This is a genomic window from Halorussus halophilus (assembly GCF_008831545.1).
In the GTDB taxonomy this organism is placed as follows: Archaea; Halobacteriota; Halobacteria; order Halobacteriales; family Haladaptataceae; genus Halorussus; species Halorussus halophilus.
Genome location: NZ_CP044523.1, coordinates 3,597,459 through 3,612,862 on the forward strand (window position 1 = coordinate 3,597,459; position 15,404 = coordinate 3,612,862).

Below are 15,404 nucleotides of genomic sequence, written 5' to 3' on the forward strand. Positions count from 1 at the left end.
TCCTCCTGTGTGCGGTGACCGGCCAGCAAAACAGCGTCTCCAACCCCCTCAGTGTCTCGATACCGGTCGATTCCGCGTACTAATCTGTAGGGGCTACACGACCCTAAGTGTTTCATCTGTCAGTGCAGGGGAATCCGGGTTGAGCGGGGTTTGAGGTTGACTTCGTGGCCATTTTCGTTTGGATAATTCCCGCTGGTTGCGGTGCGGTGGCGGCTCGGAGCGGAAGAGGTCCCAGTGACTCTACCGCGAACGAAGCAAGGCGCGCACCGCGCGCCTCGCTGAGAGAGCGGGTCTTTTTGGTCCAGATTTTTGCGAGGAGGGTGGCAAAGCGCGGCGAAGCCGAGCGAAGCCACCCAACGAGTAAAAAGGTGGTTTCGAAGCTCTTTTAGCCGTACCACGGGAACGCCCGTCTATGGACCACGAGACGCGCCGAGACATCGTCGTCTCCGTCGGCGCAGTCGCTCTGTTCGTCGCGCTGTTGATGGGCGTCGGCATGACGTACGGCGGCAACGGACTCACACAGACGGGAGCGATAGCCGTCGTCGGCGTCATCGTCTTCTTCGTACTACTGATGACGGTCGTCGGGTATTGGTTGGCTAATCAGTACTAGCCACCTTTTGACGAGGCATTTGGGATGTGGTTGCTTCTGGTGGATTCGGTCGTGTGATCGCTTCTAGCGGCAGGATTGCTACTGTCGGAGTGACTAGCTACTCCCGATACCTGCAACGAGAATAGAGACGCCGATGACGCGGGAGTGAACACGGTGCCGCTAGCTACTGCCGAAACCGATGAGACCGCACCGCGACGGCCACACGCCTCCCCACCCGACTGCGCTTCTCGGTTCCGAAAGACGCGACAGGTCGCGTCTTTCGCGCTCCGATGCTCATCCCTCACGTGGGACGGCCGAATCCTCGTGATTCGGCCGCACGCGCCGAGTTTAAAATCTGACAGCCGGAAAACCCGCTTTCACGCCTCGCGCCAATCCGTAACCCCATCTGCCTCCGCCAGTGCCTCCTCGTAGTACACCAGCGGGTGCGTAATCTCCGCACAGCGCTCGTCGGTCGTCGGGTCGTCCTCGTCGGCGACCGGACACTCCTCGTAGGCGGCCATCGTCGCACAGGTCGGCGGCGCGAACTGCGAGCCTTTCTCGTCGGCGATGCGGTCTACGCGGTACTGGAGTGCGCGCTGACCCAGTCCTTCAGTGCCGCAGAGCGCGGCGATGTCCTCGGCGTCGGCACCGATGCTGGCGAGGAACGTCACCAGCGCGAACTCCGAGTGATTCTCCAGATTCTCGCCGTCGCGGGCGCGTTCAAGCAGTGCCGACATGCACGGCGGGAACTGTCCTGGCGCGAGCGTGTCGATGTCCCGCGCGAGTTCGACTTCCGAGAAAGTGTCCTCTAACTCCTCGATGACGCCAGTCAGACCCTCTCGAATCGGGTCCGGAACTTGCGCCAGCGGCAGTCCCTCGGCTATTCGCCGTCTGGTCGCCTCTCGGAGCAGTTCGTGCAGTTCGGCCTCTTTCAAGACCACCGTGCCGTCTGCGAGTTGTCGGACGGGCAGTCGCCACTCGTCGGCCGAGAGCCCCGACGAGAGCGCGAGGTAGTCGCCGACGGCCATCCGGTAGTTCTCGCCTCGCTGTTCGACAGCCGACGCGAGGTCGAATTCCGCGAGCAGGTCGTCCAGTGTAATCGCGCTCGTGGTCGTACTCTTCAGGCCGTCGTCCGGATTTTCGAGGTCCGACGTGAACCGTTCGTAGGCAGTGTCCGCTTCCGCGCTGGCGTACTTCTCGACCGCGCCGGGTGCGTCGAGTAGCGAGACCAGCACCCGCGCGACAGGGTAGGAAAGCAGTTCCGCGCTCGTCCCCCAGCGGCGCTCTGCGTCCTCGGGTGGGCGAACCGTCCCGTCGATGAGCGCCCGTCGGACGCGTTGTCTCCCTCGCTCGACGGCCGGATGGCGGTCCCCCTCGGAGACGACGATTTCCGCGAGACCGATGTCGGCACTGCGGACGCTCTCGCGGGCCGCCGCGAGGAACGGGTACCGAGCGTGGAGCGGGTCCATACCCGTCAGTCAAAGCGAAGCCCGATAAACGCGACGGATTTCCGAGAACCGCCGGGGTTGATGGCTCGGACGTACGTAGTCGCTCGCATGGGTGAGACGACTGTCCGAGACTACTACGAGGCCATCGACGCGGGCGACTACGAGCGGTTCGCCGACCTGCTCGCGTCCGACGTGGTACACGACCGGCCAGATCGGACCATCGAAGGCAAGGAAACACTGGTCGGGTTCATGCGCGATGACAGGCCAGACAAGGACACGTCGCACGAGGTCTGTCGCGTGTTCGGGAGTAGCGACGGAAGCGGTAAGGACTGTGTCGGAAGCGATAGCGACGGCAACACCGTCGCCGTCGAGGGCCGACTACTCGATTCTGCGGGCGAACCGCTGTTCGAGTTCGCCGACGCGTTCGACCTCGAATCCGGGCGAATTGCTCGTATTCGGACCTACACGCGCTGATTGCCGGTTTATTCGAGCGTTCCGTTCAGCACCTTCGCCGCGGTGAGCACCGGGTCCCAAACTGGACTGAACGGTGGTGCGTAGGCGAGGTCGAGATTCTGGACCTCTTCGACGGTCATCTCGGCGTGGAGTGCAGTTGCCACGGTGTCGATGCGTTTGGCGACGCCCTCCTCGCCGACCATGGCCGCACCGAGCAGACGACCCGTCTCGCGGTCCCCGACCATCTGGATAGTGATGGGTTTGGGGTCGGGGTAGTAGTGAGCGCGCGACCCGTCGGTGACGACCTTCGAGACGGGGTCGTATCCGGCCACCTCGGCCACTTCGAGGTCGGTGATACCCGTCCGGGCGACTTCGAGGTCGAACACCTTCACGACCGCAGTGCCGACGATGTCGCCGACTTCGGTCGCGTCGCCCGTGACCGTCTGCCCGATTGCGCGTCCGGACCGGTTCGCGGTGAGCGCCAGTGGAACCCAGTCGGAGGCGTCGGTGACCGCGTTGTGTGCTTCCGCACAGTCGCCCGCAGCGTAGACGTTCTCGACGCTGGTACGGCCGTACTCGTCGGTAGCGATGGCACCGGTCTCGCCCGTTTCGACCCCCGCCTCTGCTGCGAGTTCCGTGTTCGGTGCGACGCCGGTCGCTACCAGGACTAGTTCGGCGTCGTGGCGTTTGCTACCCGCTTCGATACCCGCGACGTGACCGTCGCCGACTATCTCCTCGACGGTCGTGTCGAGGAACACGTCGATGCCCTTCTCACGGAGGTGGTCTTCGACTGTCTCGGCGACGTCGTCGCCGAACGGTGCGAGGACGTGAGGGAGCATCTCGTACACCGTCACGTCGAGACCGCGGGCGTCGAACGCTTCGGCCATCTCCAGTCCGATGTATCCGCCGCCGATGATGGCGACCGACTCCGGACGCTCTCCGGTCAGGTATTCGCGCAACTCGGCCCCGTAGCCGTCTCGGTCGGCGACTATCTCGTCGCCCGCAACGTAGTCACGGACGGCCCGAGCAGTGTCCATGTCGTGGAACGTGAAGACGCCGTCGAGGTCGATGCCGTCTATCGGCGGTCGAATCGCCCGTGCGCCGGTCGAGACGAGGAGGTCGTCGTACGCTTGCTCGTATCGCCCATCGCCGTCCTCGACTGTGACCGTCTTCGATTCCGCGTCGATGGCGACGACTTCGCTTTGGGTTCGGAGGTCGATGTTTCGCTCTTCGCGGAACTGTTCCGGCGTGACGGCTACGAGGTCCTCCAAGGTTTCCACGTCGCCCTTTACGTAATACGGCATGCCGCACGCGCCGTAGGACACCCAATCGCCTTTCTCGAAGACGACGACCTCGCGGTCTGGGTCGTCTCGCTTCGTCTTGCTCGCTGCGCTCATTCCCGCTGCGTCACCGCCGATAACGACGAACGTTTCTCCCATGTGAGACGATACGGTGTCCCTATATAAAGTAGAATTGTACAATTCCCACAAGATGGGGATATGGGGAGTAGCGTCTATTCTTTCTCGCCCGCTCCGAGTGCGCTTTCGCCGACCTTTTCGTGACCTTCGATAACTTCCTTGCCGCCCATGTAGGGTCGCAGGGCTTCGGGCACCGTCACCGTGCCGTCGTCGTTCTGGTAGTATTCGAGGATGGCGACCATAACGCGCGGTAGGGCCAGTCCCGAGGCGTTCAACGTGTGCAGGTATTCGGCCGATTCGTGCTGTTCCGGCCGGTAACGCAGGCCAGCGCGCCGGGCTTGGAACGCCTCGAAGTTCGACGCCGTCGAGACTTCCAGCCAGCGACCACCTTCGTCGGGGCCGTCGTCCATGTCGTCGCCGGGTGCCCACACTTCGAGGTCGATTTGCTTGGCGGCCTTGAATCCGAGGTCGCCGGTGCAGAGTTCCAGCACGCGGTAGGGAAGTTCGAGCTTTCGGAGGACTTCCTCGGCCTCGTCCAGAAGGGCATCGAGTCGGTCGTAACTCGTCTCCGGTTCCACGAAGTTGACCATCTCGACCTTGTTGAACTGGTGGACGCGGACGATGCCGCGCGTCTCGGTGCCGTGTTCACCCGCTTCTTGGCGGAAGTTCGGCGTGTACGCCTGATGCTTGAGCGGCAGGTCGTCCTTCAGCAGGATATCGTCGGCGTACATGTTCGTGACCGGCACCTCCGCAGTCGGGCAGAGCCAGAGGTCTTCGTCTTCGAGTTTGTACGCATCCTCGGCGAACTTGGGCAACTGCCCGGTGCCGGTCATCGACTGGCTGTTGATGGGAATCGGCGGGAAGATATCCACGTAGCCCTGCTCGCGATGCACGTCCATCATGAACTGCATCAGGGCGTGTTCGAGTTGACAGCCCTCGCCTTTGAGGAAGTAGAACCCGCTCCCCGACGTTTTGGCGGCGCGCTGTTCGTCGATGATGTCGAGTTCCTCGCCGAGGTCGTAGTGCGGGACGACCTCCGCAGGTAGGTCGCGCAGGTTGTCGAAGCCTTCGGTGCGCAGTTCCACGTTGTCGTCCTCGTCTGCGCCCAGTGGGACGCTCTCGTGGGGCACCTGCGGGATTTCGAGCATGACCTCGTCCAGTTCGTCCTCCAACTCCTCGGCGCGCGTTTCGACCTCCTCGATTTCGGCCTTGAGTTCGCCCGAGCGTTCGATGGCTTCGTCGGCCTCCTCGTGCTTGCCTGCTTGTTTCAGGTCGCCGATTTTGTCGCTGACCTGATTGCGCTCGTGTCGCAGGTCGTCGCCGCGTGCCTTCAGTTCGCGCCACTCTTCGTCCATCTCCAGCACGGCATCGAGGTCTACGTCGTCGGTTCCGCGGGCTTGTAGACCCTCGCGGACCTCCTCGGGGTGCTGGCGAATGTAGTTCCGGTCGAGCATTCCTACTCTCCACAACCCACTCCCGGCAAAAAATCGTATCGTTCGTGCGGGAGTGGTTGGCGGGGGTGGAAGTGGTTCAGGGTGTGGTTGAACAGGTACCCTGACTCGTTCAGTGTTTAGATTGGTAGACGGAGTTTCAGGTTCTGGCAACGCGGGCGTTGCTGTCTCGAAAATCTTGTCGCTACGAACCGGGGAATCCGTAGAACTGTATCCGCCTCGAAAGCCCCCGCCCGTTCACGGCACTTCGTGCCGTTAGCTCGGAAGAGCTTCGCTCTCCCGGTGCTCGCGGTCGCTCGGCGACTACACTGAACGCGACCGTGCGGCTCCTTTCAGTCCCACCCTGTGGGTTGGCTAGGTGGTCGTTTTCGGTGGTTGGTCGGGCGTTTTCGGTTGAAGACGGAGCCAAGCGCCGTGGTGGTACGGACTCGTTCGCGGCAGCGGGGAGACCAGACCTCCTATCTGAACATTCCCTACTTCGCCGTGGGCGAACCACTTTTCTCCCGTCCACTCCACCAAATACCTATGAGACGAGGCGACCTCAAGGAGGTCACTGTTGGCGACTGCTCGGACCTCTACTACCTCGATACGGGGATGTACGACACCGACGAGTACGGTGCGGTCTACATCTACGACGCCGCGCGGCCCGCAATCGTGGAGACGGGAATCGGCACCAACCGCGAGTACATCTTCGACGCGCTGGAGGTGCTGGGCATCGCCAAGGAGGACGTGGCCGTCATCGCGCCGACGCACGTCCACCTCGACCACGCTGGCGGCGCGGGCTTTCTCGCGAAGGAGTGTCCGAACGCTGAAGTCTACGTCCACGAAATCGGCGCGCCGCATCTCGAAGACCCTTCGCGTCTGGTCGAGGGTACCAAGCAGGCCGTCGGCGACCAGTGGGAGTTCTACGTCGAACCCGAACCGGTGCCCGAGGACCAACTCGTCCCGATACAGGGCGGCGACGAAATCAACCTCGGTAACCACCACCTCGAAGTGTACCACGCGCCGGGGCACGCACCGCATCAGGTGGTCTACTACGACCGGGACGACGACGCCGTCTTCACCGCCGACGCGGCGGGCATCTGGGTCCCGTCCACCAGAGAAATCCGCGAAACCTCCCCGCCGTCGAACTTCGACTTGGAGCAGTGTCTCGCAGACCTCGAAACGATTCGGGAACTGAACCCCGAGGCGCTCCTCTACACCCACTTCGGGCCGCGAGAGTACGACCAAGTGGCGATGGACGAGTACGCCGACGTGCTGTCCTCGTGGGTCGAACGCGTCGAACAGAAGCGCGACGAACTCGGCGACGACGAAACGGTCGTGAAGTTCTTCGCCGAGAACGCAGAGATGGCCGACGTGTGGGGCGAGCGCAAGGCGCGCGAGGAGGCGAAACTGAACAGTCGAGGCGTGTTGACGTATCTGCACTACCGCGACGATTGACCGGGATTTTAGGACCTCCCCAAAGACCGGAACGGTCTGGACGTTTTACTGGCGGTAGCGAATTACAGTCAGGCATGCCACGAAAGCTGACCCGACGACGGTTGCTCGCTGGCGTAGGCGCGGCCGGTGCCGTCGCACTGGCCGGTTGTACGAGTGGCGAAGTGGAGTGGAGCGCCGACTCCGGGGACTCGAACGGGAGCGACTCCGGCGACGGTGGCGAAGATGGCGGCGACGTAGACGTGAACGTGAGCGCGGGGTCGGACGGCGACTCCAGCTAGCTGGGAATTGATGCGATGTCCGACGGCCAATTCTGTCGCCGTCGCAGGTGAACTGTCCGACGGCCAATTCTGTCGCCGTCGCAGGTGAACTGTCCGACGGCCAATTCTGTCCCCGCCGGTAGCGGTTTACGTAGCCCCGTCGAGAATCATGCTGATTCTCGGTGACAACTGTCAGTACAGAGATGGTGCGAATCGGCATCGTCGGCGCAGGGAACAGGGGAACGAACCACGCGGCGCGCTACGAAGGCGTTCCCGGAGCGAACGTCGTCGCCGTCGCGGACGTAGACGAACCGAAGGCCGAGGCACTCGCTTCAGAGTACGACGCCGAGAGCTACGTAGACCATCAGTCGATGCTCTCGGGGAGCGACCTCGACGCTGTCAACGTCTGCGTCCACACGAGTCTCCACGAGGAAATCGCGGTGGACGCGCTGGAAGCAGGCGCGAACGTCTTCTGCGAGAAGCCGATGGCCGACAGCTACGCGGCCGCGAGTCGGATGTACGACGCCGCGGAGCGAACCGGCAACCGGCTCGCCGTGCAGAACCAGTTGTTGTTCACGAAGGAGACGCGCGCCGCGAAGGCTCTGATAGACGCGGGCGAACTCGGTGACTGCTATCAGGGAATCGCCGCTCGCTCGCGGGGATGGGCGTTCGGACCCGACCCCGAAGAAATCGACCTCGGTGCGCGCCGCCGAGGCACGCCCTACGTCGATGGCTACGGGACTCCGTCGTTCGTCCGTGAAGAGTCAGCGAGCGGCGGGGCCGTCTACGACCTCGGGAGCTACACCGTCGGTCAGTTGCTCTACCTGCTCGGGTCGCCGACAGTCGAGCGGGTCAGGGGTGAGACGTTCCGCACGGAACCCGAACGACACGCTTCTGGCGGCGAGACATCTGCGGAGTACCGCCGTCGAATCGAGGAGAGCGGCCACGACGTAGAGGACGTTGGCGTCGGTTTCGTCACCTTCGAGGACGGAACGGTGTTGTCGGTGCGCGCCAGTTGGTCGCGCCACCTCGAAGAGGAAGGGAGCGCGGTCGTCGGCACCGAGGGCGGCGTGCGACTCGACCCCTTCGAGTACCACGCCTCGATTGCCGAAATCGAGATGGACGCGAGCGCCGACTTAGAGGAGTTCGACTTCCGCCAACAGTCGCTCGCGGGCAAAGAGTACGACCCCAGCGTCGAAGCCGACCCGCTCTTTCACTGGATAGAGGTGCTTCTGGGGCGCGAGCAAGGAGTCCCGACCGCCGAACTGGCCTTGGAGACGATGGTGGTCATGGACGGCATCTATCGCTCGGCAGAACTCGGCCGGGAAGTGTCGCGCGAACAAGTGGTCGGGGACGATTGAATCCCCGGACGCGAGGAATAAACCCAGATGAACGCCCCTCGCGTTCGGAGTAACTTAATGACAGGGGCACATGATGGAGTGGTATGGAGTGGCGTGACGCTGAACGGGCCTACGAGGACGCGGTCATCGACCGGACCACGTTGTCCCGAATGTTCGAGGAGAGTGCGGCCCGGCACGCGAATCGCCCGGCCCAACAGTACAAGGGTGGCGTCTACGACCGGTCGCTAGCCGGGAGCGCGATTTCGGCCGCGCCGAACGCTCAGTTCAGACCGATTTCCTACGCGCGGATGCGGCGCATCGTTCGCTCGCTGGCGACCGGATTCCGCGAGATAGGCGTCGAACCGGACGACAGGGTCGGCATATTCGCGGACACCCGCATGGAGTGGGCACAGAGCGACTTCGGCCTACTCGCGGCCGGTGCCGTCGTGACGACTGTGTACCGCGGTTCGTCGCCGAGTCAAGTCGAGTACCTGCTCTCGGACCCCGGCGCAGACGGCGTGGTCGTGGAGAACGAAGAACTACTAGAGCGAGTCATTTCGGTGCAGGACGGCCTCGACTTGGAGTTCGCCGTCGTCATGGACGAGATTCAGGACTCGTCGCTGAAAGGTGAGGACACCCCCGCCGACTTCGACGTGTACACGCTTGGCGACGTCTACGAACTCGGCGACGAGGCCTTCGACGAGGAGACCTACGAGTCGTGGCTGGACGACCGCGACCCCGAGGACTTGGCGACGCTCATCTACACCTCCGGCACGACCGGCAAGCCGAAGGGCGTGAAGTTGACCCACTGGAACTTCCGGTCGAACGTCAACCAGTGTCGCAAGCGGTTCGGGCCGCGCCCCGACAAGGAGGACATGCCGATAATCGACCAGCAGAGTCGAACTGTCTCGTTCCTGCCGCTCGCACATGTCTTCGAGCGACTCTCGGGACACTTCTTGATGTTCGCCAGCGGTGCGACCGTCGCCTACGCCGAGAGCACGGACACGATACAGGAGGACTTCCAGCAGATCGAACCGACGACTGGTGCCAGTGTGCCGCGCGTCTACGAGCGGATGTACGACGCCATCCGCGAGCAGGCAGAATCTTCGCCGATAAAGGAGCGACTGTTCGAGTGGGCGACCGACGTGGGTCGGGAATACTTCGAAACTGACTCCCCGAGTCCCGCGTTGCGGGTCAAGCGAGCGGTCGCGGACAAACTCGTCTTCCAGAAGGTCCGGAACGGACTCGGTGGCAACATCGACTTCCTCATCAGTGGCGGCGGCAGTCTCTCGCCGGACCTCTGTGCGCTCTACCACGGGATGGGACTCCCGATTCTGGAAGGCTACGGCCTGACCGAAACGTCCCCCGTGGTCGCCGTGAACCCGGCCGAAGAGCCAAAAGTCGGCACTATCGGCACGCCAGTCGTGGACGAGGAAGTCCGCGTTGACGAATCGGTCGTCGGTGAGGAGTTCGCAGACGCCGCCGGAGAAGTCGGCGAACTGCTCGTCAGGGGACCGAACGTCACGTCGGGCTACTGGAACATGCCAGAGGCGTCCGAGCGCGCCTTCACAGAAGACGGATGGTTCCGAACTGGCGACATCGTGGAACTTCGCCCCGACGACTACATCGCGTTCCGCGAACGCGCCAAGGAACTGCTCGTCCTCTCGACCGGCAAGAACGTCGCGCCCGGTCCCATCGAGGACGCCTTCGCCGCGAGCGAAATCGTCGAGCAGTGCATGGTCGTCGGCGACGGCCACAAGTTCGTCTCGGCGATTCTCGTGCCGAACGTCGAGGCCGTTCGGAAGCGTGCCGACAAAGAAGACCTCACGCTCCCCGAGGACCCGCAAGCGCTCTGCCGAGACGACACCGTTCGTTCGTGGATAGAAGAGGAGGTGGACGACGTGAACGAACGGTTCGAGTCCTACGAGCAAATCAAGCAGTTCCGACTCGTGCCCGACGAGTTCACGGAGGACAACGACCTGCTGACGCCGACTATGAAGAAGAAACGCCGCAACATCTTGGAGCGGTTCGCAGACGAGATAGATGCGATTTACGAGCGCGAGTACGAGACGGCGTAGCGAAAATCGGATTTTGTAGATGGCGCGCGCTGATGGAGTCCGTGGTTTGGACTCCACCAACGCCGCGCGAGGTCTTCAGGAGCGTAGCGACTGAAGGCTCGGAAGACAAGCGAAGCGCAGTCTTTCGGTGGACGAGTGAGCAGAGCGATCGAGTCGGTTGGGGAGGCGTGTGGTTGTGGTGGTGCCGTGCTGTGCGGTCTTCTAGGCACCGGCAGTAGCTAGCTTCCATCTAATCGTCCATACTCATTTCCTGCTGTCGCCGCTGTTCATTGGAGAACCCACCCCTCCCCGAAACATCACGAAATATCACGGCAATCACAGACGGCTACCGACCACTTTAAACACCAGACACCCCACAACTCGGACACGGAGGTCCCAAAAACGTGAGCGCAGGCGCGGAACTCATCGCCATCGTGGCCGCTATCATCGGCCTCGGCGTAGCCGCACAGCTGTTGGCCGACAAGTTTCAGGTGCCGAGCGTGCTGTTTCTCATCCTCGCGGGCATCCTCTTCGGACCCGAGGGGCTGGGGAACTGGATACCCTACGTGGACCCGCTCATCACGCGGGACTCGTTCGGCGGGGCGCTCTCGGCCATCGTCGGCTTGAGCGTCGCCATCATCGTCTTCGAGGGAGCGTTCCACCTCACCCGCGAGAAACTACGAGAAGCGCCTTCTGCGACGTTAAAGCTCGTCAGTCTCGGCGCTATTATCGCGCTCGTGGGCACCGCAGTCGTGGTTCGATTCGCCCTCGACCAGCCGTGGGACGTGTCGCTCCTCATCGGCTCGCTGCTCGTGGCTACCGGCCCGACGGTCATAACGCCGATTCTGGAAGTCGTCCCAGCACGGGACCGCGTGGAAGCCGCACTGGAGACGGAGGGCGTCGTCAACGACGTGACCGCCGCGATTATGGCGGTCGTGACGTTCGAAGTCGTCCTGCTCGAAGAACCGACGGTCAACGCCTTCGTCTCGGACTTCGCGCGGCGACTCGGCATCGGCATCTTCGTCGGTCTCGTCGTCGCCGCGGTCATCTGGTACCTGCTCCGGTACGTGGACTTGTCGCCGGACAGCGCGCCACAGAACGCTCGCCTCATCGTCTTGGCGGGCGCGCTCGTGGCGTACGCCGCGGCGACCGAACTGGCCTCGGAGTCTGGCATCGCGGCCGTGGCGACTGCGGGCATGCTACTCGGCAACGCCGACTTGCCCTACGAGGAGAACATCACCGAGTTCAAGGGCGACATTACGCTGCTCGTCCTCTCGTTCGTGTTCATCGCGCTGGCGGCACTGTTGCGATTCAACGACTTGCTAGCGCTCGGCATCGGCGGCATCGTCGTCGTGCTGGCAGTCGCGCTGCTCGTTCGCCCGCTGGGCGTCTTGCTTTCGACGACAGGCGACCGCTACACCTTCAACGAGCGTATCTTCATGAGCGTGGTCGGCCCGCGGGGCATCATCCCGGCCTCGGTCGCGACGCTGTTCGCGGTTCAACTGCAGGCCCAAGGGATGACGGACGCGGCGAACGTACTCGTCGGCACCGTCTTCTTGGTCATCTTGGCGACCGTCGTGTTCGAGGGCGGTTTCGCTCGACACATCGCGGAATACTTGGACGTGATACCAATGCGTGTACTCATCATCGGTGGCGGAAAGGTGGGCCGTGCGCTCGCCGAACGCCTCGAAGACCGCGGCGAGAACGTGGTCATCATCGAGAGAGAGACGGACATGATAGAACTCGCCCGTGAGGCCGGATTCACGGTCCACAAGGGCGACGGAACAGATACAGAATTACTACGGAAGGCGGGGGCAGACAACGCCAAAATCGTCGTGGCCGCGACCGGCGACGACGACGCGAACCTGCTCATCGCGCAACTCGCCGAGTCGAAGTTCGACGTGGAGACCATCATCGCGCGGGCGAACAACCCCGACAACGTGGACGCCTTCGAAGATTTGGGCGTGCGCACCATCGACGCCTCCATGGCGACGGCGTGGGCCATCGACAACGTCATCGAACGCCCCGCGCTGTCGAACTGGATGACGGAAATCGGCCGGTCTGGCGACGTGCAGGAGGTCGAGGTGACTTCGCAGGACCACGTCGGCAAGACCATCGAGGAGTTGGACTCGGAGTTGCCGAACGGCGTGCTGATTGCGTTGGTCGGTCGCGATGGGAATACGGAAGTTCCCAACGAGAATTTCACCCTACAGGAGGGCGACCACATCACCTTCCTCGGCCGGAAGGAAGCTGTGCGGGATGCCATCGACCTGTGTCATCCGCACGCCTAGGAACGTTTTACTTAGTTTTCGAGTTCGTGACTATCGGGGTTGTTCACTTCGAGGAACAGTTTTTCAGATCGTGCGGTATGTTACGTTGTTTCTTCATCTCGAAGAACAGCACTACTGCCGGTGCCTATGAGAAACCGTACAGCACCGCAACCGCGAGCCACACACCTCCCCGACCGACTCCTTCACTTCGTTCAGTCGTCCACCGAAAGACTTCGCCTTGCTCGTCTTTCGAGCCGTGACTCACATTCGTTCGCCAAGACCTCGCACGAGTCGCTCCTTCCGTCGCTCCCGCGCGCCGGGTAGCCAGTCCACATGCGCGAAATTGAATTTTAGTCCCGGCGCGCGCTGACGAGACCCCCTGGGGTCTCGTCAACCGTCGCGCGAGGGACGAGCAACGACGCTCGGAACACGCGGCGCGCCGCGTGTTCCGGAATCGAGTCGCGCAGTCGGATGGGGAGGAATGTGGCTGTGGCGGTGCGGTTTCTCATTTGTACGTGTGAGCAGAAAGCTTCTCGATTCAATTATCCACAGTAAAAGCATCGCCACACCTTCCCCAAAGCCACCAATCCATCCAAAATCCCGAACAGACTTCACGACCACCAACCTACACCCACAAACAAGATGCGAGACCACCTCAGAGCAGGCGTCGCCATCTACAACGCGGGCCACTTCCACGCGGCCCACGACGCGTGGGAGGACTACTGGCTCGAACTCGATTCCGGAACCCGAGACGAGCGACTGCTCCACGGTCTCATCCAGTTCACCGCCGCCGTTCACCACACCGACGACCACAACTGGGAAGGCATCCGAGGCCTCGCCGAGAGTGCCGCGAATTACCTCGCCGACCTCCCAAACGACTACCGTGCCATCAACGTCGCCCAAATCCGGGCTTACCTCCAAATGGTCGCCACCGACCCCGAACACGTCGAGCGCGTGACCCTGCCGAAACTGACCCACGAGAACGAACCGCTCCTGCCCGAAGACCTGCGATTCGACGCCTCGGCAATCGTCGCGGAAGTCTACGCCGAGGAGTTCGGCTACGACGAGCAAATTATCGACAAAGCAATCGAGTACGCCCGTGTAGACCTCGATTCGGAACAGGCGACGAGTCAGTTCGTTACGTTCGTCATGGACTTCGCCCGCGACGACGCGAATAGAGGAATCATCTTCCAGCGACTCAGTAGTGCCGTCGGCAAGCGAGAGCACGAGGAGAGCGACGTGGAAGGCCTGTTCGACTGAAGTTCCTATTCCACTTTCGCGTCCGGAAACTCCGCCGAATTGTCCTGCGGGTCGTAGCCCAGCACTTCTTTCGCGCGGTCGATAGAGTAGTACTTCCGGTCGTTGTCCGAGATGCCGTAGACGATTTCGTAGTCGTAGTCGGCCTGCAGACAGCGGTCGAACAGGTGCGCACAGTCTCTATGGGAGAGCCACATCGCCTGGCCGCGTTCGTAGTCCTTCGGCGGGTGGTTCTTCGTCAGGTTGCCGATTCGTACCGCGACAAAGGAGAGGCCGTGGTGGTCGTGGTAGTACCGCCCGAGCGTCTCGCCGCTGGCCTTGCTCACGCCGTAGAGGTTGCTCGGTCGGGGGAGTTCCGTGCCGTCGAGTCGGAACTCGTCGGTCGGTCGGTACATCTCCGGCGTCTTCTCGTCGGTCTCGAACGCGCCGACCGCGTGGTTAGAGGAGGCGAACGCGAACTTCTCGACGCCCTCCTCACAGGCCGCTCGCAGAATCTTCTGAGTCCCGTCGATGTTGTTGCTCAGCACGCTGTTCCACGGGGCCTCCGGACGCGGATCGCCAGCAAGATGGATAACTGCGCCGACGCCCTCGACGGCTTCGCGGACGGCCTCGTAGTCGGTGATGTCCGCGACGACGAACTCGTGGGTGGTCTCGGTCGTCGGTGGGTCGCGGTCGAGCAGTCGCCACTCGTACTTCTCGTCGAGCTCCGAGAGGATGGCCTGCCCGACGCGGCCTTCCGCGCCCGTAAGCAGGACTGGGTCGTCCATTCAGGTGGAGCAACGGATGGCGGCGATAAGTAAGGTGCGATTCGGGGTCACAGGGGAGAACCCTGCTGTCTTCAGAGATTCGCCGTGATTCGAACGAGCAACTTCTCGCGGGCGAGTTTCACCGCGAACCCGAGCGCGACGAGGCCGATGACCGCGCTCCACACGCCGGGTATCGTGTTCCCGAGTTGCAGTTGCTGAAAGCTGGTGTACTCCGCGGCGGCGGCGAGACCGGACAGCGCGACCGTCCCGATTGCGTACGCGACGACCGCGAGAAGTTCGGCACCGAGTTCGGAAAGTACGTCGTACATTACACGTCCATCGGCACGCCCCCGATATAGGGCTTTCGCGTCGGTGAAGTACGCGATTCCACGCCGGTGAGGAACGTTTTTGTGTGAGACCGACAGACCGACTGCTATGGGACGCTACGGAGACCTCGACTACGAACGGGTGACCAAACTCGGATTCTTGCTGAGTCTCGCACTCTTCGCCGTCGGCGCTGGTGGCGAACTCACTGCCGCGACGATGCACTGGACGCTACCGGCCTGGGAGCACACGCTCTTGGTCGATATGGAAATTCTCGGCGTCGTCGGCGCGCTGTTCACGCCGCTCGTGTTCGGCATCATTCTGCCGCTGACCGAGTGAGAAACGGGGAGAAGA

15 protein-coding genes are annotated in these 15,404 nt (G+C 62.6%); 9 read left to right on the forward strand and 6 right to left on the reverse strand.

The genetic code is table 11. From position 1 onward, the window contains the following. Positions 1-412 precede the first annotated feature (412 nt). Complete coding sequence (locus tag F7R90_RS17880) at positions 413-610, forward strand: DUF7472 family protein (RefSeq protein WP_158058751.1); 198 nt, start codon at positions 413-415, stop codon at positions 608-610. Between the two features lie 356 nt (positions 611-966). Here F7R90_RS17880 and F7R90_RS17885 read toward each other — a convergent pair whose 3' ends face one another. Continuing rightward, a complete protein-coding gene (locus F7R90_RS17885) occupies positions 967-2,058 on the reverse strand; it encodes a DNA primase large subunit PriL (RefSeq protein ID WP_158058752.1) in 1,092 nt (363 codons plus the stop codon). Between the two features lie 60 nt (positions 2,059-2,118). On the opposite strand from F7R90_RS17885, the gene F7R90_RS17890 reads away from it, so the two are divergent. Beyond that, positions 2,119-2,511, forward strand: coding sequence for a nuclear transport factor 2 family protein (locus tag F7R90_RS17890; RefSeq protein ID WP_225741212.1), 393 nt, complete (start codon positions 2,119-2,121; stop codon positions 2,509-2,511). 8 nt (positions 2,512-2,519) lie between these two features. Here F7R90_RS17890 and F7R90_RS17895 read toward each other — a convergent pair whose 3' ends face one another. Together F7R90_RS17895 and serS are read right to left on the reverse strand one after the other, a co-directional pair. After that, a complete protein-coding gene (locus tag F7R90_RS17895) occupies positions 2,520-3,929 on the reverse strand; it encodes an FAD-dependent oxidoreductase (protein ID WP_158058753.1) in 1,410 nt (469 codons plus the stop codon). Positions 3,930-4,003: 74 nt separating this feature from the next. Next, positions 4,004-5,362, reverse strand: a complete 1,359-nt coding sequence (gene serS / locus F7R90_RS17900) for a serine--tRNA ligase (protein WP_158058754.1) — start codon at positions 5,360-5,362, stop codon at positions 4,004-4,006. A gap of 522 nt (positions 5,363-5,884) precedes the next feature. Here serS and F7R90_RS17905 point away from each other — a divergent pair. The 5 genes from F7R90_RS17905 to F7R90_RS17925 all read left to right on the forward strand — a co-directional run bounded on the left by F7R90_RS17905 (position 5,885) and on the right by F7R90_RS17925 (position 12,744). Continuing rightward, positions 5,885-6,799: an MBL fold metallo-hydrolase gene (locus tag F7R90_RS17905; RefSeq protein ID WP_158058755.1), complete on the forward strand. Its 915-nt coding sequence runs from the start codon at positions 5,885-5,887 to the stop codon at positions 6,797-6,799. A gap of 74 nt (positions 6,800-6,873) precedes the next feature. After that, positions 6,874-7,077: a twin-arginine translocation signal domain-containing protein gene (locus tag F7R90_RS17910; RefSeq protein WP_158058756.1), complete on the forward strand. Its 204-nt coding sequence runs from the start codon at positions 6,874-6,876 to the stop codon at positions 7,075-7,077. Between the two features lie 161 nt (positions 7,078-7,238). Then, positions 7,239-8,417: a Gfo/Idh/MocA family protein gene (locus F7R90_RS17915; RefSeq protein ID WP_158058757.1), complete on the forward strand. Its 1,179-nt coding sequence runs from the start codon at positions 7,239-7,241 to the stop codon at positions 8,415-8,417. 83 nt (positions 8,418-8,500) lie between these two features. Next, the gene (locus F7R90_RS17920; RefSeq protein WP_158058758.1) at positions 8,501-10,474 is read left to right on the forward strand and encodes an AMP-dependent synthetase/ligase; all 1,974 of its coding nucleotides are present in this window, start codon (positions 8,501-8,503) and stop codon (positions 10,472-10,474) included. Positions 10,475-10,857: 383 nt separating this feature from the next. After that, the gene (locus F7R90_RS17925; protein WP_158058759.1) at positions 10,858-12,744 is read left to right on the forward strand and encodes a cation:proton antiporter domain-containing protein; all 1,887 of its coding nucleotides are present in this window, start codon (positions 10,858-10,860) and stop codon (positions 12,742-12,744) included. 329 nt (positions 12,745-13,073) lie between these two features. On the opposite strand, the gene F7R90_RS22355 is transcribed toward F7R90_RS17925, so the two are convergent. Beyond that, entirely contained in the window at positions 13,074-13,232 is a 159-nt protein-coding gene (locus tag F7R90_RS22355; protein WP_192498357.1) for a hypothetical protein, read from the reverse strand. Positions 13,233-13,365: 133 nt separating this feature from the next. Between F7R90_RS22355 and F7R90_RS17930 the strand changes: the two genes are divergently transcribed. Then, positions 13,366-13,983 carry a DUF309 domain-containing protein gene (locus F7R90_RS17930; RefSeq protein ID WP_158058760.1) on the forward strand — a complete coding sequence of 206 codons (618 nt, stop codon included), beginning with the start codon at positions 13,366-13,368 and terminating at the stop codon, positions 13,981-13,983. 5 nt (positions 13,984-13,988) lie between these two features. Here the strand turns inward: F7R90_RS17930 and azf are convergent, their stop codons facing one another. Both azf and F7R90_RS17940 read right to left on the reverse strand, forming a co-directional pair. Next, positions 13,989-14,747 carry an NAD-dependent glucose-6-phosphate dehydrogenase Azf gene (azf, locus tag F7R90_RS17935; protein ID WP_158058761.1) on the reverse strand — a complete coding sequence of 253 codons (759 nt, stop codon included), beginning with the start codon at positions 14,745-14,747 and terminating at the stop codon, positions 13,989-13,991. A 71-nt stretch (positions 14,748-14,818) separates the two neighbouring features. Beyond that, positions 14,819-15,055 carry a hypothetical protein gene (locus F7R90_RS17940; RefSeq protein WP_158058762.1) on the reverse strand — a complete coding sequence of 79 codons (237 nt, stop codon included), beginning with the start codon at positions 15,053-15,055 and terminating at the stop codon, positions 14,819-14,821. Positions 15,056-15,161: 106 nt separating this feature from the next. Between F7R90_RS17940 and F7R90_RS17945 the strand changes: the two genes are divergently transcribed. Then, entirely contained in the window at positions 15,162-15,389 is a 228-nt protein-coding gene (locus tag F7R90_RS17945) for a DUF7860 family protein (RefSeq protein ID WP_158058763.1), read from the forward strand. Positions 15,390-15,404 lie beyond the last annotated feature (15 nt).

What these genes read in the sequence shown, in the direction of transcription:
- F7R90_RS17945 (WP_158058763.1), top strand. Translation starts at nt 15,162, where the DNA reads ATGGGACGCTACGGAGACCTCGACTACGAACGGGTGACCAAACTCGGA.
- F7R90_RS17940 (WP_158058762.1), bottom strand. Translation starts at nt 15,055, where the DNA reads ATGTACGACGTACTTTCCGAACTCGGTGCCGAACTTCTCGCGGTCGTC.
- F7R90_RS17885 (WP_158058752.1), bottom strand. Translation starts at nt 2,058, where the DNA reads ATGGACCCGCTCCACGCTCGGTACCCGTTCCTCGCGGCGGCCCGCGAG.
- F7R90_RS17880 (WP_158058751.1), top strand. Translation starts at nt 413, where the DNA reads ATGGACCACGAGACGCGCCGAGACATCGTCGTCTCCGTCGGCGCAGTC.
- F7R90_RS17910 (WP_158058756.1), top strand. Translation starts at nt 6,874, where the DNA reads ATGCCACGAAAGCTGACCCGACGACGGTTGCTCGCTGGCGTAGGCGCG.
- serS (WP_158058754.1), bottom strand. Translation starts at nt 5,362, where the DNA reads ATGCTCGACCGGAACTACATTCGCCAGCACCCCGAGGAGGTCCGCGAG.
- F7R90_RS17895 (WP_158058753.1), bottom strand. Translation starts at nt 3,929, where the DNA reads ATGGGAGAAACGTTCGTCGTTATCGGCGGTGACGCAGCGGGAATGAGC.
- F7R90_RS17920 (WP_158058758.1), top strand. Translation starts at nt 8,501, where the DNA reads ATGGAGTGGCGTGACGCTGAACGGGCCTACGAGGACGCGGTCATCGAC.
- F7R90_RS22355 (WP_192498357.1), bottom strand. Translation starts at nt 13,232, where the DNA reads ATGAGAAACCGCACCGCCACAGCCACATTCCTCCCCATCCGACTGCGC.
- F7R90_RS17905 (WP_158058755.1), top strand. Translation starts at nt 5,885, where the DNA reads ATGAGACGAGGCGACCTCAAGGAGGTCACTGTTGGCGACTGCTCGGAC.
- F7R90_RS17930 (WP_158058760.1), top strand. Translation starts at nt 13,366, where the DNA reads ATGCGAGACCACCTCAGAGCAGGCGTCGCCATCTACAACGCGGGCCAC.
- F7R90_RS17890 (WP_225741212.1), top strand. Translation starts at nt 2,119, where the DNA reads ATGGCTCGGACGTACGTAGTCGCTCGCATGGGTGAGACGACTGTCCGA.
- azf (WP_158058761.1), bottom strand. Translation starts at nt 14,747, where the DNA reads ATGGACGACCCAGTCCTGCTTACGGGCGCGGAAGGCCGCGTCGGGCAG.